The 20,512-nt window shown below is 64.2% G+C and carries 20 protein-coding genes and 3 pseudogenes; 12 read left to right on the plus strand and 11 right to left on the minus strand.

Features of this window, described 5'->3' with window-relative positions; all coding sequences use genetic code 11:
- The first annotated feature begins 342 nt into the window (after positions 1–342).
- The 8 genes from M3A49_RS26510 (at position 343) to M3A49_RS26545 (ending at position 7,794) form a co-directional block, all read left to right on the plus strand.
- Positions 343–711 carry a hypothetical protein gene (locus M3A49_RS26510; RefSeq protein ID WP_266231683.1) on the plus strand — a complete coding sequence of 123 codons (369 nt, stop codon included), beginning with the start codon at positions 343–345 and terminating at the stop codon, positions 709–711.
- A 342-nt stretch (positions 712–1,053) separates the two neighbouring features.
- Positions 1,054–2,160 carry an AI-2E family transporter gene (locus tag M3A49_RS26515; RefSeq protein ID WP_266231684.1) on the plus strand — a complete coding sequence of 369 codons (1,107 nt, stop codon included), beginning with the start codon at positions 1,054–1,056 and terminating at the stop codon, positions 2,158–2,160.
- 64 nt (positions 2,161–2,224) lie between these two features.
- The gene (locus M3A49_RS26520) at positions 2,225–3,754 is read left to right on the plus strand and encodes a TolC family protein (protein ID WP_266231747.1); all 1,530 of its coding nucleotides are present in this window, start codon (positions 2,225–2,227) and stop codon (positions 3,752–3,754) included.
- Positions 3,751–4,869 carry an HlyD family secretion protein gene (locus M3A49_RS26525; RefSeq protein ID WP_266231685.1) on the plus strand — a complete coding sequence of 373 codons (1,119 nt, stop codon included), beginning with the start codon at positions 3,751–3,753 and terminating at the stop codon, positions 4,867–4,869. Before M3A49_RS26520 ends, M3A49_RS26525 begins: the two co-directional genes overlap by 4 nt.
- A 9-nt stretch (positions 4,870–4,878) precedes the next feature.
- On the plus strand, positions 4,879–5,925 hold the full coding sequence (locus M3A49_RS26530) for a DUF2955 domain-containing protein (RefSeq protein WP_266231686.1): 1,047 nt from the start codon (positions 4,879–4,881) through the stop codon (positions 5,923–5,925).
- Positions 5,922–6,302 carry a potassium channel family protein gene (locus M3A49_RS26535; protein WP_266231687.1) on the plus strand — a complete coding sequence of 127 codons (381 nt, stop codon included), beginning with the start codon at positions 5,922–5,924 and terminating at the stop codon, positions 6,300–6,302. The genes M3A49_RS26530 and M3A49_RS26535 overlap by 4 nt, the downstream gene beginning before the upstream one ends.
- A 133-nt stretch (positions 6,303–6,435) precedes the next feature.
- On the plus strand, positions 6,436–7,368 hold the full coding sequence (locus M3A49_RS26540) for a hypothetical protein (RefSeq protein WP_266231748.1): 933 nt from the start codon (positions 6,436–6,438) through the stop codon (positions 7,366–7,368).
- A 96-nt stretch (positions 7,369–7,464) separates the two neighbouring features.
- On the plus strand, positions 7,465–7,794 hold the full coding sequence (locus M3A49_RS26545) for a hypothetical protein (protein WP_266231749.1): 330 nt from the start codon (positions 7,465–7,467) through the stop codon (positions 7,792–7,794).
- Positions 7,795–7,845: 51 nt separating this feature from the next.
- On the opposite strand, the gene M3A49_RS26550 is transcribed toward M3A49_RS26545, so the two are convergent.
- The gene (locus M3A49_RS26550) at positions 7,846–8,622 is read right to left on the minus strand and encodes an NAD(P)H-dependent oxidoreductase (protein ID WP_028207140.1); all 777 of its coding nucleotides are present in this window, start codon (positions 8,620–8,622) and stop codon (positions 7,846–7,848) included.
- Positions 8,623–8,705: 83 nt separating this feature from the next.
- On the opposite strand from M3A49_RS26550, the gene M3A49_RS26555 reads away from it, so the two are divergent.
- Together M3A49_RS26555 and M3A49_RS26560 are read left to right on the plus strand one after the other, a co-directional pair.
- Positions 8,706–9,602: a LysR family transcriptional regulator gene (locus M3A49_RS26555; protein WP_266231688.1), complete on the plus strand. Its 897-nt coding sequence runs from the start codon at positions 8,706–8,708 to the stop codon at positions 9,600–9,602.
- A 161-nt stretch (positions 9,603–9,763) separates the two neighbouring features.
- Positions 9,764–10,018: pseudogene (locus tag M3A49_RS26560) on the plus strand (cupin domain-containing protein); the annotation flags it as partial.
- Positions 10,019–10,088: 70 nt separating this feature from the next.
- Here M3A49_RS26560 and M3A49_RS26565 read toward each other — a convergent pair.
- From M3A49_RS26565 to M3A49_RS26600, 8 genes and pseudogenes are all read right to left on the minus strand, one after another.
- Positions 10,089–11,327, minus strand: a complete 1,239-nt coding sequence (locus M3A49_RS26565; RefSeq protein ID WP_266231689.1) for an acyl-CoA dehydrogenase family protein — start codon at positions 11,325–11,327, stop codon at positions 10,089–10,091.
- Between the two features lie 69 nt (positions 11,328–11,396).
- Positions 11,397–12,161 carry an SDR family oxidoreductase gene (locus M3A49_RS26570; protein ID WP_266231690.1) on the minus strand — a complete coding sequence of 255 codons (765 nt, stop codon included), beginning with the start codon at positions 12,159–12,161 and terminating at the stop codon, positions 11,397–11,399.
- 46 nt (positions 12,162–12,207) lie between these two features.
- Positions 12,208–13,227, minus strand: coding sequence for a phosphotransferase (locus M3A49_RS26575; protein WP_266231691.1), 1,020 nt, complete (start codon positions 13,225–13,227; stop codon positions 12,208–12,210).
- Between the two features lie 22 nt (positions 13,228–13,249).
- The gene (locus tag M3A49_RS26580; RefSeq protein WP_266231692.1) at positions 13,250–13,924 is read right to left on the minus strand and encodes a histidine phosphatase family protein; all 675 of its coding nucleotides are present in this window, start codon (positions 13,922–13,924) and stop codon (positions 13,250–13,252) included.
- 95 nt (positions 13,925–14,019) lie between these two features.
- Positions 14,020–14,919, minus strand: coding sequence for a LysR family transcriptional regulator (locus M3A49_RS26585; RefSeq protein ID WP_266231693.1), 900 nt, complete (start codon positions 14,917–14,919; stop codon positions 14,020–14,022).
- Positions 14,920–14,995: 76 nt separating this feature from the next.
- The gene (locus tag M3A49_RS26590; protein WP_266231694.1) at positions 14,996–15,763 is read right to left on the minus strand and encodes a class II aldolase/adducin family protein; all 768 of its coding nucleotides are present in this window, start codon (positions 15,761–15,763) and stop codon (positions 14,996–14,998) included.
- A gap of 132 nt (positions 15,764–15,895) precedes the next feature.
- Positions 15,896–16,399 (minus strand): annotated as a pseudogene (locus M3A49_RS26595) (substrate binding domain-containing protein); the annotation flags it as partial.
- A 78-nt stretch (positions 16,400–16,477) separates the two neighbouring features.
- On the minus strand, positions 16,478–17,410 hold the full coding sequence (locus tag M3A49_RS26600; RefSeq protein WP_266231750.1) for a LysR family transcriptional regulator: 933 nt from the start codon (positions 17,408–17,410) through the stop codon (positions 16,478–16,480).
- A 287-nt stretch (positions 17,411–17,697) separates the two neighbouring features.
- Here M3A49_RS26600 and M3A49_RS26605 point away from each other — a divergent pair, with 287 nt between their 5' ends.
- On the plus strand, positions 17,698–18,024 hold the full coding sequence (locus M3A49_RS26605; RefSeq protein ID WP_266231695.1) for a carboxymuconolactone decarboxylase family protein: 327 nt from the start codon (positions 17,698–17,700) through the stop codon (positions 18,022–18,024).
- A 136-nt stretch (positions 18,025–18,160) separates the two neighbouring features.
- On the opposite strand, the pseudogene M3A49_RS26610 reads toward M3A49_RS26605, so the two are convergent.
- Positions 18,161–18,391, minus strand: a pseudogene (locus M3A49_RS26610) (DDE-type integrase/transposase/recombinase); the annotation flags it as partial.
- A gap of 153 nt (positions 18,392–18,544) precedes the next feature.
- On the opposite strand from M3A49_RS26610, the gene M3A49_RS26615 reads away from it, so the two are divergent.
- A complete protein-coding gene (locus M3A49_RS26615; RefSeq protein WP_266231696.1) occupies positions 18,545–19,438 on the plus strand; it encodes a LysR family transcriptional regulator in 894 nt (297 codons plus the stop codon).
- Between the two features lie 21 nt (positions 19,439–19,459).
- On the opposite strand, the gene M3A49_RS26620 is transcribed toward M3A49_RS26615, so the two are convergent.
- A complete protein-coding gene (locus M3A49_RS26620; RefSeq protein WP_266231697.1) occupies positions 19,460–20,467 on the minus strand; it encodes an aldo/keto reductase in 1,008 nt (335 codons plus the stop codon).
- Positions 20,468–20,512: the final 45 nt, after the last annotated feature.

Consider the following 20,512-nt stretch of genomic DNA (forward strand, 5'->3'; position numbering starts at 1 on the left):
CGCGCACGGCGGGACGATGATGCAATTCATTGGAGCCTTCATTGGCCCCGGTAGCGATAAAGCAATAGGTATGCCACCCGCTCGCAGACAGCCCGCGCGCCCCGCGCAACGCCCGGCTGGCGCGGGTTTCACGGTTCACGCAGCGCGCGCGGCCCGAAACGCCGTAACCGGCTGCGCGCCACCAATCGTGTGCTTCAGGTGGCTGCTGCTGGTGCACTGCAGCGAAGCCCCGCACCATCGCCGGGCACCGTCTTGCCCTTCGGCGCGACCGCACTAATCTGTCAACATGGATTTGAGGGCCGCGCCAGCGCGCATGCGTAACGCCGGCCCGGGAGGTGAGTCATGAAGCCAACCGCAATCGCCCTCGCGCTCACATGGGTCACCTTCGGGCTCGGCGGCGGCGTCATCGCTTCAGCGGCGAGCGCCGCGAATGAAGCGACGATCGCTATCGTCTCCGGCACCTACGGCAGCAACTGCGGCGCGCCACATGGCAATGTCACACGCGACCTCGCCGCGCACTGTGACGGTTTGCGAACCTGCAGCTATCCGGTGTCGATGATCGCCGCGCAATCGGGCGGCTGTCGCAACGACTATCTCGCCGAATGGCGCTGCGGCGGTCATGAATTCCACAACGCGGCACTGGCTCCCGGCGCGGGCAACGGCGATCGGCTCGTTCTCAGTTGCGTGCCTTCGAGTGGTCCGGGGCATTGAGATCTGCAAACAGGAATCAGAATCAGCATCACAGCCCGCGCGCGACGGCATTTTCAGCGCACTGCTAACCACTTTTCTCGCTGGTCCAAAGCGGGCCGCACGTTCATTGTCCCTTTTCAGTGCGTGTAATAGACTCAATTCGACGGAGCGCTCCGCACAACTCACAGGCGTCTGCAAACATCGTAGAGTTGTGCTCCCTGTCACGGGGTCATGCCAGGAAGGAGCGCAACGTCGGCGGACAGTTTCTCGTACTACCTGGGGTTCCGGCGGTCCTCGCCGGAGCGCGATAGGAGCCTCGGCGCGTGTGAATTGCGCGCCCGGGTCAGCGAGGAGACACAGACGATGCTGCTGCCCACTACATCAGCGCCAAAGGCGCAGTCCCGGGATCTGCTCGACGTCCTGATCCGCGCCGCGCTCATTGCCGTCCTGGCGATGTTTTGCTTTCGCATCTTCGCCCCGTTCCTCGACCTCATGGTCTGGTCCGTGATTCTCGCGGTCACGCTTTATCCGCTGCAAATGAAGCTGCAGCGCAGCTTCCCTCACAAGGATGGGCTCATCGCCACGCTCATCATTCTCGTGGCGTTCGGCGTGATCCTCGCGCCCACCTGGCTGCTCGGTGTAGCCGTGGCCGATTCGATCGAGCATGTCATGGGCGTCGCGAAGAGCGGCACGTTTCATATCCCGCCTCCCGCCGACTCGATCGCTCACTGGCCAATCGTCGGTCAGCGCGTCTACGACTTCTGGATGCAGGCGTCGACCGACATCACCGGTCTCGTGCAGCGGTTCGCGCCGCAACTGAAGGCGGCCGGCCTCGCCCTGCTCGGCACCGTCACCGGACTTGGCGCCGCACTGCTGATTTTCTTCGTAGCCCTGATCGTTGCCGGCATTCTCATGGCGCACGGCGACAAGGGCCATCGCAGCACGGTGCTGATCGCTTCGCGCGTTTCCGGCCCGGAAAACGGCCCGCAAATCGCCGAGCTTTGCACCGCCACGATTCGCGCGGTCGCCCAGGGCGTGGTGGGCATCGCGTTCATCCAGATGGTATTGATTGGCATCGGCTTCATCGTGATGGGCATTCCCGGCGCAGGCCTGCTCGCACTGGCCGTGCTGCTGATCGGCATCATGCAGTTGCCCGCCACGCTCATCACCGTGCCCGTCATTATCTTCGTGATCATGACGCAGGGCGTGAGCACAGCGACCATCGTGTTCTCCGTCTACGAGTTCGTCGCGGGTCTCGCCGACAACGTGCTCAAGCCGCTGCTGCTTGGCCGCGGTGTGGCCGTTCCCATGCCCGTGGTGCTGATCGGTGCGATTGGCGGCATGGTCACGGGCGGCGTGATCGGCCTGTTCATCGGCCCGGTGATGCTCGCCGTTGGCTATCAACTGTTCTGGCGCTGGGTGAAAGACCAGCCGCAAGCCGAGCACGCACAAGACGAACAACAGGCTTGAGCCGCGAGGCCACCCTGTGATCCTCTGCGAGCGCCCTTACTGGCTCCCGCTCGGCGCCTGCTGCCTGAGCACGCTACTGGTCGCGTGCACGCGCGTGGGCCCCGACTTTCAGCCGCAACACGAGAGCTGGAGCGAGCACTGGAGCAGCGCGTCGATCGAGCAGGTCACGTCGATCGCGGCACAAGCCAATGAGCAACCCGACGCGCGACAATGGTGGCGCGTATTCGGAGACGAAAATCTCGAACAGTTGATTGCCGCAGCCGACGCGAACAACAGCGACCTGAAGATCGCCGCATTGCGCGTGATCGAGGCGCGCGCCCAGCTCGGCATCGCGCTCGCGGGGCGTTACCCGCAGGTGCAGCAAGCCAACGCCGACGTGCTGGCCTCGGCGCGCAAGCGCCACGACGGTTTCGACCCGCGTTCGGGCGCGTACTTTCAGTACGGTCTTGGCTTTAGCATCGGCTGGGAACTGGACTTCTGGGGACGCTTTAGCCGCGCGATCGAATCGGCCGACGCCTCGTTCTTCGCCGCCCAGGACAACCGCGAGGACGCGCTCGTGCTCGTCCACGCGCAGGTCGCGGACACCTATTTCACCCTGCGCACGACCGAAGCGCGCCTGCGGATTGCGCGCGAAAACGCGCAGCTGCAAAAGCGCAGCTACGACATCACGCAAAAGCTCTTCAAGAGCGGCGAAACCGACGAGCTCGATCTCCAGCAAGCGAAAACACAGTATCTCGGCACGCTGAGCAGCATTCCCGTGTTCGAGAGCCAGATCGCAGTAGCGCGTCACGGGCTGTGCGTGCTGCTCGGGCGGCCGCCCGGCCCGCTGCCGGAACTCGATGTACAGCCGGCCAAGGCTGGCTTCGTCCCGCTCATCGACCGCGCCGTGCTTCAGGATGTGCCCGCGAGGCTTTTGCTGCGTCGGCCGGACGTGCGCGCGGCGGAGCAGCAGATGGCCGCACAGTCGGCGCTGATCGGCGTGGCCAAGGCCGATCTGTACCCATCCGTTTCGCTGGTCGGCTCGCTCGTGTGGAGCGCCAGCTCGCTCGCAGGCGCGCCGAGCACGCTCGCCGTGGTGGGCGGCCCAAGCATCACATGGAATCTGTTCGATCACGGCCGCATCACGAACAACGTACGCGTGCAGGATGCCCGCCTGCAGCAATTGATCGTCGCCTATCAGGAGACCGTGCGCGAAGCGGCGCGCGAGGCCGATGACGCCGCAACGGCACTGAACGCGGCACTGCAGCGCGACACGATCCTGCACGACGCCCAGGGCGCGGCGCAGCGCTCGCTCACGCTCGCCAATACGATCTACCGCGAAGGGTACTCGGACTTCCAGCGCGTGCTCGACGCGCAGCGCGCACTCTCCGCGCAGCAGGATGCGTTCGTCGTCAATCGAGGCAACGCCGTGAGCAGCCTGATTGCGCTGTACAAGGCGGTGGACGGCGGTTGGGATCTGGATCATCCGCTCATCGATCCAGCTACCCGCGCCCAGATGCAGCGACGCACAGACTGGGGCGACCTGCTCGACGAACCGGCATCGCCCTCTGCCGCGCAGAGCCCCGGCAATCAACCGGAAGGGCCGACACGATGAGCAGTGCGTCCGAACCTTCCAGCCCGCCCGAGGCGCCGCCGGCTTCCGACTCCTCGGGCAAGGCGCTCAAGTGGATCGTCGTCCTGATCGCCATCAGCCTGGTCTGGTACCTGCTTGCCGATCGCTTCACGCCTTATACGCAGCAGGCGCGCATTGCGGCCTACGTCGTGCCCGTTGCGGCAGAAGTGTCGGGACGCGTGACGCGCGTGCTCGTGCACAACAACCAGGAGGTCGACGCGGGCGACGTGCTGTTCGAAATCGACAAAGAGCAATACCGCATTGCCGCCGACCGCGCGCGCGCCGACCTCGAATCCACGCGCCGGCAGATCGGCGCGAGCACCGCCGGTATCGATTCGGCGCAAGCCTCATTGCGCGCGGCGCTCGCCAACGAGGTCAAGGCGCGCCAGGATAGCGACCGGCTGGAACGGCTGTACCGCGAAGACGAGGGCACGGTCTCGCTGCGGCGGCTCGAAGTGGCGCGCGCCACGCACGAGCAGGCGCAAAGCCAGGTCGAAGCGGCCCGTGCCGAAATCGAACGCGCGCGCGAACAGCAAGGCGGCAGCGAAGCGGAGAACGCGCAGTTGCGCAGCGCGGCAGGCGCGCTCGAAAAGGCCGAACTCGATCTCGCCAATACGCGCATTCGCGCGCGCTCGGCCGGCGTCATCACCGACCTGCGCACCGAAGTCGGCCAGTTCGCGGCAGCGGGCAATCCGGTCATGACGCTCATCGCCATTCACGATGTCTGGGTCAGCGCGGACATGACGGAGAACAATCTGGGCCGCCTCCATGCGGGCACGCCCGTCGCCATCGCGCTGGATGCGCTGCCGGGCGAAGTGTTCACCGGACGCGTGCGCAGCATCGGCTATGGCGTGAGCGTCGGACAGAGCACGCCGCCCGGCACCCTGCCCACCGTGCAGAATAGCCGCGACTGGCTGCGGCCCGCGCAACGCTTTCCCGTAATCGTCGAGTTCGACAGCGACGAACGCGCACGGCTGCGCAACGTTCGCGTGGGTGGGCAGGCGGAAGTGATGGCGTTTCCGAGCGCCGGCAACCCGCTCAATCCGCTCGGCCGCGTGTTCCTGCGCGTGATGAGCTGGCTCTCCTACCTCTACTGAGCGGCGTCCATGCAAACGAGCCCTTCGATTCCCGGCCGCCGCGCGCTACGCGTTGCCACCGGCACGGCGCTTACGCTTGCGATCAGCTTCGCGCTCGCCTTTCCGATTCCAGTGATCGCGCCGGTGCTCGCCGTCTTTCTGCTGGGGACGCAAAACCGGCCGCTTTCGCTCAAGGCGGCGCTCGCTCTCGCACTGGTCGTCGCGCTCACGACGGGCAGCGGCCTGCTGCTCGTCCCCGTGCTGCGCGATTACGCATTCGCGGGCGTGCTGCTCGTCGGCCTCTGTCTCTTCCTCGCGTTTCGCGCCGGCCTGCGCGGCGGCAACAATCTCGTGGCGACGTTCCTCGCGGCGGGCCTCACGATGATTACCGCGGCCGGCGTGGCCGACCAGCAACTCGCCGCCACGGTGGTCGGTGCGCTCGTCAAAGGGCTGCTGCTCGCCGTGCTCGTCTCGGTCGTGAGCCATGCGCTCTTTCCCGAGGCCGGCGCCGCGGTGGCGGGCGCCAAACCGGCCGCGCGCGTCCTGCCGCAGGGGACGGCGTCGCGCATCGCCTTGCAGGCCGCGCTCGTGGTCATGCCCGCCTGGCTGCTGGCGATGAACGACCCCGCGAGCTACATGCCGATCATCATGAAGTCCGTGAGCCTCGGCAGACAAAGCTGCACCACGTCGGCACGCGGCGCGGCGCGTGAACTGCTCGGCTCCACGGCGCTCGGCGGACTGCTCGCCGTCGCGTTCTGGTTTGCGCTCAGGCTCTTCGTGAACATCTGGATGTTCTATCTCTGGATGCTGCTGTTCGGCCTGCTCGTGGCGCGCAAGCTTTATCGCATCCGCCCCACGCGTTATTCGCCCGGCTTCTGGCTGAACAGTCTCGTCACCATGATCATTCTGCTGGGCCAGTCGGTCCAGGACAGCGTGGCGGGCAAGGATGTGTACCGCGCATTCGCCGTGCGCATGGCGCTCTTTCTTGCCGTCACCGCTTACGCGTGCCTGATGCTGCAGATAGTCGAGCGTTTCGCACAGCGTGGCGCAGCCGCGCCCAAGAGGAATACACCATGAACAATGCGCCAACAAGTGCGGACCATGCCCCGAAAGCACGCGAAATCCTGCTGGAATCGAGCCGGACAATCTGGTACATGCGTCTGCTTCTGGGCGGGCTGCTACTGATATTCGTCGTCCTGACGATCGGCATGTTCTACTTCGGCGGCGCCGTGGAGACGCTGAACCGCAGCCCTTCGCCGATGGGCGAGACCGTGTACTTCTGCGCGATCACGGCGCTGACCATCGGTTACGGCGATGTGGTGCCGACCACCGCGTTCGGCCGCATCGACGCGGTGCTGCTCGGACTGATCGGCCTCGTGTTTACCGGATTGATCGTGGCCGCCGCCGTACGCGGCGTGCAGGAGGCCTCACGCCATGCGCGCAATCGGGCGTGAGAAGGCTTTAAGCAAATTCGAGCAGGTGCAATCAGACCCCATCGGGCATCGGGAACCGGCAGGATCGAACATGACGAACACCACCGTCCGTTGGCTGCAACTGCGCATCGCGCTAGTGAAGACTGGGACGGCGATGCTCGCCGCAGTGCTGCCGTGGCAAGCGCACGCGCAGAGCGTACCGGGTCAACTGTCGAACCAGACCGTGATAGGCGGCAACATCAAGCAGCATGCGGACGCCGTGCTGTCCATCATGACCTACACCACGGTGCCGGACGTCACCACCAGTTCGCTTTCGATCAACAACGGCACCACCGGTAACCCAGGCTTCGGGCAGACACAGCTAGGCGGCGGTTTTACGCTGAGCCGGTCGTTTCCGTTGTACATGGAAGGCACGCTCGCCTATAGCCGCTACGACCCGACGTTCATCGCGACCGACGGTGCACAGACGCGGGCGGTGCCCACGCGGTGGAATACCTTCAGCGGCACGGTGGGGCTTGGCTGGGACTTCCGCATCACCAACGAACTCGTGTTTCGCCCGATCATCAACGGCACGATTGGCCGTGTTTCCAGCGATCTGCGCGTCGGACAGACGTTGTTCAACCATGTCACGGACAGCAATCTCCAGTTCCTCAATAACGGCTATCTGGACGCGTATGGCTACGGCGGTTCGCTGATGCTCGACTATGAGCACTACCGCGAAAACTACGAAATCGATGCGGAATTGCGCGCAACCGATATCTACCTGCGCAGCTTTGGAGGCAGTTCGCAAGCCGTTCAGGGTTCTGCGATGGCGCAGCAAGTGAGCCTCTGGACGCGCTGGCGCGCGCCAACGGGCTGGCACGCGCTCGACAAACCGGTGCGCTACGTGCTGGAGTTCGCCTACTCGCATTACTTCGGCGACAGCGCCGGAGTGCTCGGCTTTAACGAACTGACCTCGCTGGGGGTGGGCCTGGAACTCGACAGCAGCACGTATCCCATCATCATCACCCGTACCCGGGCAATGGTCCGCTATGTGTTTGGCCACAACGTGCACGGCGTGTCGTTTGGCCTGGCGGTCAGCTTTTAGGATGTCGAACGATATTTCGCATTGAGGAGAACTGTGATGAGTCTACGGGGCGAGCGTCAATGTTCCTCAACAGCAGGTTCAGTCGTGAGGGGTCTCATGTTCGCCGGGGCTTGTGCCTGCCTGCTGCCACTGGCGGGATGTCCCTACTATGCGGTGCCGCCCGGCACCGTGGTCATGACGCCCGCCAGCTACGACCGGTCATTCGCCGCCGCAGCGGGCGCCATGCGCGACGAGGGACTCACGATCACGGTGCAGGACCCCGGCGCGGGCACGATTGCGGGGACACTCGACGGCGGCACCGTGACGGCGAACGTGCACCAGCAAACCGACGGCAGCGTAGTCGTGAAGTTCGATACCGCCGAAGCGCGCGACCCCACGCTGATTCACCGGGTCGTGAGCAGCTACGACCGGCGCATGGGGCGCTAGGCGGATCGTTTTCCGGTCGCTCGCGGAGCCCGCAAGCGCCACCGCACTCGCTTACGCTACGTGCGCGGCAAAACCCGTGCGTTCCGGCGCGACGCCTTCACGCAGCGTGAGCGCCGGGATTTCATACGCACCCCCATTCTGTTTGCGAAACGCGATGGGTTCGGTCTTTGCCAGCGCATCGAGGCGAGCACCGAGCGCGTCGCGCGTTTGCGCATAGCGCACCTCGTCCATGCGTCCCGTGCGATACACGAGAAACGGCGGCAGCACGTCGTAGCCCGGGTAATAGAGCACGCCATGATGGATCGGGAACAGAATGTCGTCGATCGGGCCGTTCACGCCCCGAGGCCCGTAGTGCGACGCCCAGCCGCCCATCGTCACGACGAGCATCGCGCGCTTGCCGGCCAGCGTACCTTCGCCGTAGCGGTTTCCCCAGCGCACGTCGGAGTGCTCACCCACGCCATAGGCGAAGCCGTACGCGAATACACGCTCCACCCAGCCCTTGAGGATGGCAGGCATGGAGAACCACCAGAGCGGAAACTGCAGGATGAGCGTATCGGCCCACAAGAGCTTGGCCTGCTCCCGCGCGATGTCCCCGGCCTGGAGGCCGTTCTCGAAAGCGTGCTTCGAATCGAGCGACGGATCGAACGGCGCGCCGCCCCGGCGCTCGACGCTGTCCTGCGCGTCGAGCGTCGCTTTCCAGTTCATGGCATAGAGGTCCGACACCTGAACGGCGTGACCCGCCGCCTCGAGACGCCGCACGGTGAAGTCTCTTAGCGCGCCGTTAAGCGACTTGGGTTCGGGATGCGCATAGACGAGCAGGATATTCATAGGAGGGCTCCGTGATCTGGTACGAACCCAGCTTAGTTCCCCGGCTGCTATAGTGGAAATGAATAACGGAAATACCAGCCATTATGTCCGCTAATTTGCGCAGCCTCGATCTCAACCTGCTCGTCACGCTCGACGTGCTACTCGCCGAGCACAACGTCACACGCGCGGCGCGACGCCTGAACTTCTCGCAGCCATCGGTTAGCGTGCATCTGGCGAGGCTGCGCGAGATTTTGGGCGATCCACTGCTGCTGCCAGGCCCACGCGGCATGCAGCCCACGGCTCGCGCGCTGGCGTTGCGCGAGCCCCTGCGCGAGGCGCTCGAATCGCTCGAGCGGGCAATTGCGCCCGAGAGCCCGTTCGATCCGGCCAGCGCCCGCGATACCTGGTGCGTGGCCGCGAGCGACTATGGCGAGTCCACCATCGCGTTGCCGGCGCTGCGTGGCTTGCGCGAGGCCGCGCCGCATACGCGCCTTGCCGTGATCGAACTCGCGCCTGCGCGCGTTGCGAAGCAGGCGGCGCAGGGCGAAATCGATCTGGCGTTCCATACCACCAGCGACGCACCCGAGAACCTGCGCCGGCGCGCGCTCTTCACCGAGCGCTACGTGCTTGCGGGCCGCGCGGACCATCCGCGCCTCAAGCGCCGTCCGAGCGTCAAGCAGTTCTGCGCACTGGAGCACGTGATCGTCTCGCCCGATGGCGGCGGATTTCGCGGCATCACTGACGAAACGCTTTCGCAAACCGGACTCACGCGGCGCGTCGTGCTCTCCGTTCCGCACTTTCTTTTTGTCGTTTCAGTACTCGAACGCAGCGACCTGGTGGCGATGCTGCCGTGGCGGCTCGTACGCGAAAGCGCTGCGCTGCGCGTGGTCGAACCGCCTGTCGAGGTACCTGGCTACGAAATGTGCATGCTCTGGCACGAGCGCTCGCATCGCGACCCCGCGCACCGCTGGCTGCGCGAGCAGATCGCGCGCGCTGTGTAGGTGCGGGCGACGCACAGCATCGTCACGATCGTTCAAGACACGCGCTGCTAAAGCGGCGTACCCTCGGCTTCGTCAATATCCACGACTGGGCGCTGATCAGCGCAACTTTTCCCCCAATTCCCGTACGACGGGCGCTTCCGCGGCTCATATCGCCCGAGCACGGCGCAGAAATCTGGCACAGCCACGCCGACACCGACGAAACGTTCATCGTGCTCGAGGGCGAACTGCGCATCGACACACGCGAGGGACCCATCGTCGTGCGTGCGGGCCAACTCGCCGTCGTGCCGAAGGGCGCCGAACACAAGCCCTGCGCAATCGGCGAAGTGAAGCTCCTGCTGATCGAGCCGCGCGGCGTGGCCAACACCGGCGACGGCGCGCGCAGCGAACGCACGGTGGAAAACGATCTCTGGATCTGAGTGCTGCCTAGCCTACGGAGGAAACGCGATCGCTCGTGGGTGCGTCCCAAAGCAATCGCGAGACCTCTCGCTAACGCGTCAGGTAAGGACTCTCATGGCCCGGCTCATAGGGCCGCGCCTTGATCTCCATGCGCGCAATGCTCTGGAGATGCACCTCGTCGGGGCCATCGGCGAACTTCAATGCACGCCCCCAGGTCCAGCTGTCCGCCAGCGGCGTGTCGGGGCTCAGCCCCATCGCGCCGAAGGTCTGGATCGCGCGCTCACATACGGCGGTGTGCACGCCCGGCACGAGCGCCTTGATCATGGCGATTTCCTTGCGTGCCTCCTTCGCACCCACGTTGTCGATCATCCAGGCCGCCTTCAGCACGAAGAGCCTTGCCTGATCGATTTCGATACGCGACTTCGCGATCCACTCGCCAACGGAGCCGTGCTGATAGAGCTTCTTGCCGAACGCCGTGCGCGCCTGCGCGCGTTCGATCATCAGTTCGAGTGCCAGTTCGGCGGCGCCGATCGAGCGCATGCAGTGGTGAATGCGGCCCGGTCCCAGACGCGCCTGGGCGAGCGCGAAGCCGCTGCCTTCCTCGCCGAGGAGGTTCGAACGCGGTACGCGCACGCCCTTGAATTCGATCTCGCAGTGGCCTTCGGGCGCCGTGTGGTTGACCACCGTGATATTGCGGATGATCTTCACGCCCGGCGTATCGCGCGGCACGAGAATCATGCTTTGCTGACGGTGCGCGGGGGCGTCCGGATCGGTTTTGCCCATGACGATGAACAACTGGCAATTCGGGTGCGCCGCGTTCGTGATGAACCATTTGCGGCCGTCGATCACATAGTCGTCGCCGTCGAGTCGAATCGATGTGGTGATATTGGTCGCGTCCGAGGACGCCACTGCGGGCTCCGTCATCGCAAACGCCGAGCGGATCTTGCCATCGAGCAGCGGCTCGAGCCACTTCGTGCGCTGCGCGGGCGTGGCGAACATATGGAGCAGTTCCATGTTGCCCGTGTCCGGCGCATTGCAGTTGAACACCTCGGAAGCCCACGACACGCGCCCCATGATCTCGGCCAGCGGCGCGTACTCGAGATTGGTCAGCCGCGTGCCCGGCTCGTCGTCGCGCAGGTGCGGCAGGAACAGGTTCCAGAGGCCTTCCGCACGCGCCTTCTCCTTCAGGTCTTCCATGAAGGAAACGGGATACTGCCCCGCGCTCACTTCTTCGTGCCATTGGTGGATGCGCGGCACGATATGCGCGTCCATGAACGCGCGCAACTGCGTGCGCAGCGCTTCGACTTTCGGGCTATAGGCAAAGTCCATCTTGCTCTTCCTTGAATCATGGTGAATGTCGTGCGGCGCGTGGGTCCATGACGCGCGCCGCTCCCATCGTCAAATCGTCAGGCCACCGTCCACGACGATGCACTCGCCGTTGGTGTAGCTCGCCGCGTCGGAGACGAGATACAGCACGGTGCCGGCCATCTCGCGAGGCTCCGCATGGCGGCGCAGCGGAATCTTCGTCATCCAGCTTTCGTACATGGCCTGGTCTTCGAACAGCGCCCCGGCGAATTTCGTCTTGGTGAGACCCGGCAGCAGCGCGTTCACACGGATGCCGAGCGGCCCGCACTCCTTGGCGAATGCCCGCGTCATGTTGACCACGGCGGCTTTGGTGATCGAATAGATGCCCTGCTTGTCGCCGGGCTGCAGTGCATTGACGGAAGCCGTGTTGACGATCGCACCGTCGCCGTGCTCGCGCATCAGCTTGCCCGCCTCGACCGACATGAAGAAGTAGCCACGCAGGTTGACCTCCACCGTCTTTTCAAACGACGAAAGATCGGTGTCGAGAATGTGGCCGAAATACGGATTCGCCGCCGCGTTGTTCACGAGGATGTCCAGCCGGCCATGTTTCGAGCGGATGTGCTGGAAAACGCCTTGGATGTCGTCGAGACGCCCCACGTGGCACGGATACGCCTCGGCGCTGCCGCCCGCTTCCCGGATGCCGCGCGCCACGGTTTCGCAGTCGTCGAGCTTGCGGCTCGACACGATCACATGGGCGCCCTGTTTTGCCAGCAGCTTCGCGATCTCCTCGCCGATACCACGGCTCGCGCCGGTGACCAATGCAATCTTTCCGCTCAGATCGAACAAATTAGTAGTCACAACTGTCTCCTCAATGTAGTCGCTTGTCCGCGTCAAACACCGGGCATCAAATGACGTCGACGCCCATCTTCGCGAGCGCCGCGGTCATTTCGCCGACCTGGCGCGCCTTCTCATGCGATGCGTTGCCGCCCAGCGCACGCTTTTTCACGCCCTGAGCGATGGCGGCGAGCCGGAAGAAGCTGAACGCCAGGTAAAAATTCCAGTTCCCGACCGATCCGATTCCCCGCAAGCTGCAATACCGCTCGACGATCGCGGCCTCGTCCGGCACGCCAAGCGCTGCCCTGTCCAGCCCCGCGAGACCGCCGATATGGCCTTTGGGCGGCAGCCGCAGGCACATGCAGAAGTACGCGAGGTCGGCGAGCGGATTGCCGAGCGTGGAGAGTTCCCAGTCGAGCACGGCGCGAACCTTCGGCGTGCCTCGGTGGAAGATGAGGTTATCGATGCGAAAGTCGCCGTGCACGAGCGAAGGCTTGCCCGCTTCGGCCGGACAGTGTGCCGGCAGCCAGTCGATCAGCGCTTCCATGGCGTCGAGCTCGTCGGTCTGCGTCGCGCGATATTGCCTCGTCCAGACTTCGATCTGCCGTGAGAAGTAGTTGCCCGCGCGGCCGTAGTCGGCGAGGCCAACGGACTCGACACCCACATCGTGCAAAGCCGCCATCGTGCCGATCAGCGCGTCGTACACGGCGTGACGCTCATCAACGGGCAGCGCGGGCAAAGCTGGATCCCAATAGATTTCGCCCTCTTCAAAGCTCATCACGTAGAACAGGCTGCCAATCACGTCGCGGTCCTCGCAAAGATGCAAGGCCCGCGCGACAGGAACCGGCGTGCTGCCGAGCGCGCTCAGCACGCGGAATTCGCGGTCCACGGCATGCGCGGACTTGAGCAGTTCGCCCGGCGGCTGACGCCGCAGCACATAGCGGCCGCTTTGCGCTTCGAGAAGAAACGTGGGGTTCGACTGTCCGCCAGCGAACTTCTCGACGACCATCGGCCCCTGAAAGCCGGGCACGTGCGCGGCCAGATAGCGCGCGAGTGCATCGACATCGAACTGAAGACTTGCATTCATCATGGAGCGGGAATCCGGATTCGCATCAGCCATAGGTGACGTGTTCGCGCCTCTCGGCCTGTTCGAGATGCGGCAGGGTGTTGAAGGTGACCAGCGACATGGCGCTGTCGTTGAAGACGTACTGGCTCACGCTGCTGTTGCGGGTCTGCATGTTGAGCGCAATCGCGGCCGCAGCCGGCGCCTGAAGAACCTGCTGGGTGAACACGGCAATCGGTCCGCCTGAACTCACCACCAGAATCCGCTTGCCGCCGCCGCGTTGAATGGCGCGGCGTGCACGCTCGCAGCGCGCCTGGAACTGCCGCCAGGTCTCGGGAACGCGCCCGGGCAGCTTATCCTCCGACCAGAGCTGCAAGACCTGCTTGAGCCCCTTGTAGAAGTGCTTCATCGAGCCTTCGGCCAGCAGGCCGGGCGCCAGACCGCTCTCGCCGAGCGCAGAAAACAGGGCGTGAAAATCGTACTCGTTCAGGTCCGCGTCCTGCACGATCTCCGCGGGCGCGCCGCCCATCGCGGTGAGCAAGGCGTCCGCAGTCTGTGCGTGCCGGCGCATCGTGCCGGTCACGACGCGATCGAACGTCAAGCCTGCCTGCGCGCAGTATTCGCCCAGCCAGCGCGACTGGGTGCGGCCGCAAGCTGAAAGCTCGTCATAGTTTTCGGCACCGAGTGACGCCTGCCCGTGCCGCACCAGGTAGAGTTCCGCCATGCCAACCTCGTCTGAACATGACGGAAACGATACTGGGACACAGGCTATTCAGGAAATTTATTCTGGTGATACTGCGTCATAACGATTCGTGACACCTATGGTCTCTGCTTGCGCATGAGGCGGCCAATCTGCTCGCGCAGCCAGCGATGAGCCGGATCGGCCGTGACGCTGCGGTGCCAGTAGCCATGTGTCTCGAGATCGGGGAGATCGAACGGCAGCGCCAGGATGCGTGCGTCATAGCGCTTGAGCAACATGAGCGGCGCAGTCAGGACGAGATCGGTGCGCATCGCGATCAAGGGCGCGACGAGATAATGCTGGACGCGGGTCTGGATGGTGCGCCGGAGTCCCAGCTTGTTGAGTTCGGTATCGACGAGACCGGGTCCCTGCCGGCGGCTGGACACATGGATATGGCCGAAGCGCAGGTAGTCGTCGATCGTGAGCTTCCTCTTCGCGAACGGATGGTCCTGGCGAAGCATGCACGCGTAACGGTCGCGGCCGATCGGCTCCTGCTCCAGGTACGGATCGTCGATGAGCGGCGCATCGATCGCCAGATGGACCGCGCCGCTCGCCAGCGCTTCGGGAACGTCGCGGCGCGTCGTGAAGTAGCTCTCGATGCGGATGCCTGGCGCAAGACGCTGCAACACTTCTTCCAGCGCAGGAAGCAGCATTGTCTCGGTCAGGTCGTTCATGCTGAGCCGGAAGGTTCGCTGCGACGAGGCCGGATCGAAGCGTTCACCGGCATGGGTGCTCGAATCGAGCAGCTGCAGCGCCTCGCGCACGCGCCCAATGATGTTTTCGGAGACGGGCGTGGGCATCATGCCGGCCGGCGTACTCACGAACAACGGATCGTCGAATGCCTTGCGCATGCGCGCGAGCGCGTTGCTCACGGCGGGCTGCGTGATGAAGAGCAATTCCGCCGCGCGCGTGAGGTTGCGCGTTCGATAGACGGCCTCGAACACGACGAAGAGATTCAGATCGACTTTGGATGGGCGCATGGCCGGAGCCTAACCGGCCCATCGCAGCGCCGTCAATCGACGGCGTGATCGAGCGCGGATCGCGTCGCGTCCAGTGTCAGTCCGCATACCCCGGATAAGTTCGATCGAGCCGGCGCAGCAGACCGGGCCAGACGAGCGCCCCTGGCGTGACGCCGCGCGTCACCGCCACGATCTGCTGCTTGAAGCCGTTGAGAATGGGCTGCGCGATTGGCGTCAGCTTTGCGCCGCCCGACTGCGCGCGCACCTGGATCATGCAGGCCGCCTCGAAGAAGTACATCGCGACAAAGGCGTCCGCCGGCGTGCTGCCGACGGTAAGCAGCCCGTGATTACGCAGCATCAGATACGTTTTGTCGCCGAGGTCTCGAACCAGACGAGGCTTTTCGGCTTCGTTCAGGGCAAGGCCCTCGTAGTCGTGATAACCGAGCGACGCCAACACCCCGAGAGACTGCTGCGAGAGCGGCAGCAGTCCCGCCTCCTGGGCCGACACGGCAACGCCGTTGATCGAATGGGTGTGCATCACGCAGTGCGCGTCGTCACGTGCTGCATGCACGGCGCTGTGGATCGTGAAGCCAGCCGGATTGATGTCGTACGGCGACTCGCTGACCTTGCGGCCGTCGAGGTCGATCTTCACCAGGGAGGACGCCGTGATTTCCTCGAACATCATGCCGTACGGGTTGATCAGGAAATGATGCTCCGGGCCGGGCACGCGCGCCGAGATGTGGGTAAACACCAGATCGTCCCAGCGGAACAGCGCTGTGAGGCGATAGGCAGCTGCCAGATTGACTCGCGCCTCCCATTCTGCGGGTGACACGTCGTTCTTGACATTGACACAAGGTGAAGCCATGTCGACGCTCCTTGGTTGGATTTGGTGAAATCGAGAGAGTCCTCATGATGCGTGCGAACTCGCCAAAAGATTGTCGGCCAGGCGACAACTTCATTCAACCGCGGCTGGCGCATGCCATTCGATACCGCTCGTCTAAGGCATCGCCTTGCGATCCCATGGCGGTTCGTCGCCAAACGTCCCAGCAAGGTAATCGACAAACCGGTGCGCCTTGAGCGGTATGCGCCGCACGCCCGGATACACCGCCTGGATCGCCAACTCGCTCGCGCGATAGTCCGGCAGCAGCGCCACCAGTTCGCCGCGCCCGAGGTGCTCGCCGAACACGAAGGTCGGACCATACGCGATGCCGGCTCCGGCCAGCGCGGCGCCGAGCAGCATCTGCGTATTGTTGGCCGCCATCCGGCAAGGTCCGTCGATGATGTGTGCGCGGTTGCTCGCATCGAGCAAGGTCCAGTCGCCAGCCGACACGGCCTCGCTGAAGGCGAGGCGCTGCGCGCGCCGCAAGTCGTCGGGGGTGCACGGCGTGCCATGCCGCTCGAGATACGCGGGCGACGCACACACGACCATCCGGCACGGTGCAAGCCGGCGCGTCACGAGTTCCGGGTCCTGCAGCCGTCCGATCCGGATCGCGACATCGACGACGCTGGTTGAGGCCATCCTCCCACTCCGCCCACGAATGGTTGCTGCACTGGCACATGAACTGCCCTTCCGGGTCCGTTATGCTTTTTGCATGAGGCGCACGCCGCTTGCCCGGCCAGACTCAACGAGGCGCAAAGCCTGCACGACGAGCGAGAATGCTGGCGACGGCTGGCGCCTGCTTGGGTAATACAGGTGATAGCCCTCGAACTTCGGACACCACTCCTCCAGCACGCGCACGAGGCGACCCGACTTCATGTGCGGCATCAATTCGTCTTCAGGCAGGAGCGCGATCCCCAGCCCAGCCAGCGCTGCGTCCACCTGGGGCTGTGTGGTATTGAAAATCAACTGACCGTCGACGCGCACATTCACCCTGCGGCCCCGCCGTTCGAAATCCCACACGTACAGGCCGCCTGAGCTCGGCATGCGCTGGTTGATGCAGGAGTGCCGGGTAAGGTCATTCGGCGTTTTCGGTGCGGGGTGCGCCGCAAGATACTTGGGCGACGCCACCACCGCCAGACGCATCGGCGGCCCGATCGGCACCGCGATCATGTCCCTGTCAATGGTGTTCCCGAGACGCACGCCCGCGTCGAACCGGTCCGCCACGATGTCGCGGAATCCGTAGTTCACGTCGAACTCCAGCTTGATGTCCGGATACTCATGCAGTAGCGGAGCAAGTTGCGGCAGCAGAATGCTGTGCAGCACATAGTCGCCACAGGTGATCCGCACGGTGCCCGCGGGCTTCTCGCGCAATTCGGTCAGTGCATCCAGTTCCGCCTCGATTTCGTCGAAGCGCTCGCCGATGGCCTGCATCAGGCGCTCGCCGGCTGCGGTAGGTGAAACGCTGCGCGTGGTACGCGTGAGGAGCCGGATCTGCAGGCGCTCCTCCAGCGCGCGAATGGTTTGGCTCAAAGCCGATTGAGTCACCCCCAGTGTGGCGGCAGCACGGGTGAAGCTGCCTTCGCGCGCCACGGTGACGAACGCCAGAAGATCATTGAGGTTGCGTCGGACCACAGCCATTTCTCCTGTCAGGAATTGATTAGCCTATCTTATAGGGTCTTTAAGAATCCATTAGCTAGTCAAGGTAGCGTTTGCCCGCGAAGATAGACGCCGTGGGCAAGCTTCCCGATGCCTGCTTGCGATTGGAGCGGTGGTCAACATCGCAGGTTCGGGCAGCACCGCGGTGTCGATTGCCGGTTCGAATACGGTATTGACGCTTGGCTGGCCCGGCAGTTCACAGGACCCGACAGGGCAGCGAACCACGCAAAGGACTGCACCAACCAAATCGGACGAGAAACCATATGAAACACGAACCCACTGCCGCCCGCGAATCCTTTGGCGACGTTGCGCCCCACCTTGCTGAACTCACCGACAAGGTGTTGTTTGGTGATGTCTGGGAACATGCTTCACTATCGCCCCGCGACCGCAGTCTCATCACGATCACGAGCCTGATCTCGCTTTACCGCGTCAACGAAATGCCTTTTCATTTGAAAAAAGCCATCGAGAACGGTCTCTCACGCGACGAGATCGTTGCGACGATCACGCAACTGGCGTTTTATGCGGGCTGGCCGCCCGCCATGACGGCTTTGCAGATTGCGAGGAAGCTCTTAGACGAGACCGGAAAATAAGGGCGACCTGAGCAGACCCTCGTGCCGGAGGCGACCACGCCCCCCTGGGACCACCGCTATCCCTCTGTTGGCGCCTTTATGGGTTTCGTCGCGGTAAGGATCGTGTGGTTGGCGAAGTCTATATGCCATGCACTGCTTACATTGCGGGATCGTAGAATTGTTCAGCAGCGCTCGGATGGGTGCCACGAGCACACTGCATCTGTTTGGCGATCGTGAGCATCAGTTCGATTTCGGCCAGCAAGATCCGGACACAGCGAAAGGTTTTGAGCCACAGCATGGGTCACGTGCGTTGCTTGATCGCCCGATGGTCCTACTCGACTACGTTATTGAGATACTTCGACTGGCGGATCTTGATGGGCGTTGCTCGACGCGTTTCAGGGCGTACGCGCGCTGCAAGCGCCGTGCAAGCGGACTTGCCGGAGCACGTCGCGGCGAATGTGCATCAAGGAGGCGAGGCGCGCACTTGACGTTCGCGTGTTTGATACGATTCGCTCCACCCGCCCCCACAGCGAACCCCATCATGGCGCGTGAAAACTTCAGCGATCTCCTTGCGTTCCTGGCCGTCGCGCGCGAGCGCAGCTTCACGCGCGCGGCCGCGCAACTCGGCGTCTCGCAGTCGGCGCTGAGCCACACCATCCGCAGCCTCGAAACGCGCCTCGGCCTGCGTCTGCTCACGCGCACCACGCGCAGCGTCGCCACCACGGAAGCCGGCGAGCGGCTCTTTCAGGCGCTCTCGCCGCGCTTCGAGCAGATCGACGCCGAGCTTGCCGCGCTCACCGAACTGCGCGACAAGCCGGCGGGCACCATCCGCATCACCGCGATCGATCATCCGATCGACACCGTGATCTGGCCGAAGCTGCGCCCGCTCCTCGCCGACTATCCCGACATCAAGGTCGAGATTACCGTGGACTACGGCCTGCGCGACATCGTCGCCGATCGCTACGACATCGGCGTGCGCCTGGGCGACCAGGTCGAGAAAGACATGATCGCGGTGCGCATCGGGCCGGACGTCAGGATGGCGATCGTCGGTTCTCCCGATTATTTCACCGCGCACAAGGCGCCGCGCGCGCCGCAGGATCTGCTCAAGCACAATTGCATTACGCTGCGGCTCACGTCGTCGGGTGGCCTGTACGCGTGGGAACTCAAGAAGGACGAGCACGAGTTGCAAGTGCGCGTGGACGGCCAGCTCACGTTCAACGCCATGCCGCAAATGCTCAACGCCGCGCTGGACGGTCACGGCCTGGCGTTCGTTCCCGAGAATGCCGCGTTGCCGTTCCTCCGCGCAGGCCGCCTGAAAAGCGTGCTCAAGGACTGGTGCCCGGTTTTTCCCGGTTATCACGCGTTTTACCCGAGCCGGCGACAGTCGTCGCGCGCGCTCGCGCTCGTGATCGACGCGCTGCGCTATCGCACATAGCGCAGCGCGTCCTGGCGCAAATTAAACGCCGATCTTGCGCCCTTCGACCGGATAGCCCGGATCCGTATATCGCGGCGTAGAGGCATGCCCCGGCGCCACGAGGCTGTCGACGAACGTTTCGTCATCGGGGCCGAGCTGAAGGCTCAGCGCGTCGATATAGCTGTCCCAATGCGCTTCGGTGCGCGGTCCCGCGATCGTCGAGCTGACGTGACAATTCTTGAGCACCCATGCGAGCGCGAAAGCAACAGGCGTCGTGCCGCGCTGCGCCGCGTAATTCGCGATCTCGCTCGCAATGTGCAGCGACTCGGCGCGCCACTCCGTCTGGTGAATGCGCCGGTCGCCGCGGCCCGCGCGACTGTCGCCGGGCGGCGGTGCATCGACGGCGTATTTGCCGGTCAGCACGCCGCGCGCGAGCGGACTGTATGGTACGACGCCCAGCCCGTAATGCGCGGCCGCGGGCAACTGCTCGACCTCGGCCGTACGATCGACGATGTTATAGAGCGGCTCGCTCGCCACGGGCCGGTCCATGCCCATCTGGTCGGCGAGGCGCACGATCTCGGCAATGCGCCAGCCACGGAAATTCGACACGCCGAAATAGCGCACCTTGCCCTGGCGGATCAGATCGCCCACGGCGCGCACGGCTTCGTCGAGCGGCACGTCGGGCAGCGCGCGGTGAAAGTAGAGCATGTCGATATAGTCGGTTCCAAGGCGCTTCAGGCTCGCCTCCACCGACTGGTAGATCCACTTGCGCGACTGCCCCTGCTCATTCGGCCCCTGTGCGAACGGGAAACCGAATTTCGTCGCCACGACCCAGCTGTCGCGCTGCGCCGCGATTGCCCGGCCGACGATTTCTTCCGAGCGGCCCGCGTGATAAACATCGGCCGTATCGATGAAGTTGATCCCCTGTTCGAAGGCCTTGTCGATGATGCGCTTCGACGCGGCCTCGTCGGTCTCGCCGCCAAACATCATCGCGCCGAGGCACAGCGGGGAAACCTTGAGCGCACTGCGGCCCAGATTGCGATAGTCCATATCCTCTCTCTTCGAGCTCGTTGCCAAAGTAGCGATTTAAATACG

It is taken from the genome of Paraburkholderia sp. CNPSo 3076 (assembly GCF_026343935.1).
Lineage (GTDB): Bacteria > Pseudomonadota > Gammaproteobacteria > Burkholderiales > Burkholderiaceae > Paraburkholderia > Paraburkholderia nodosa.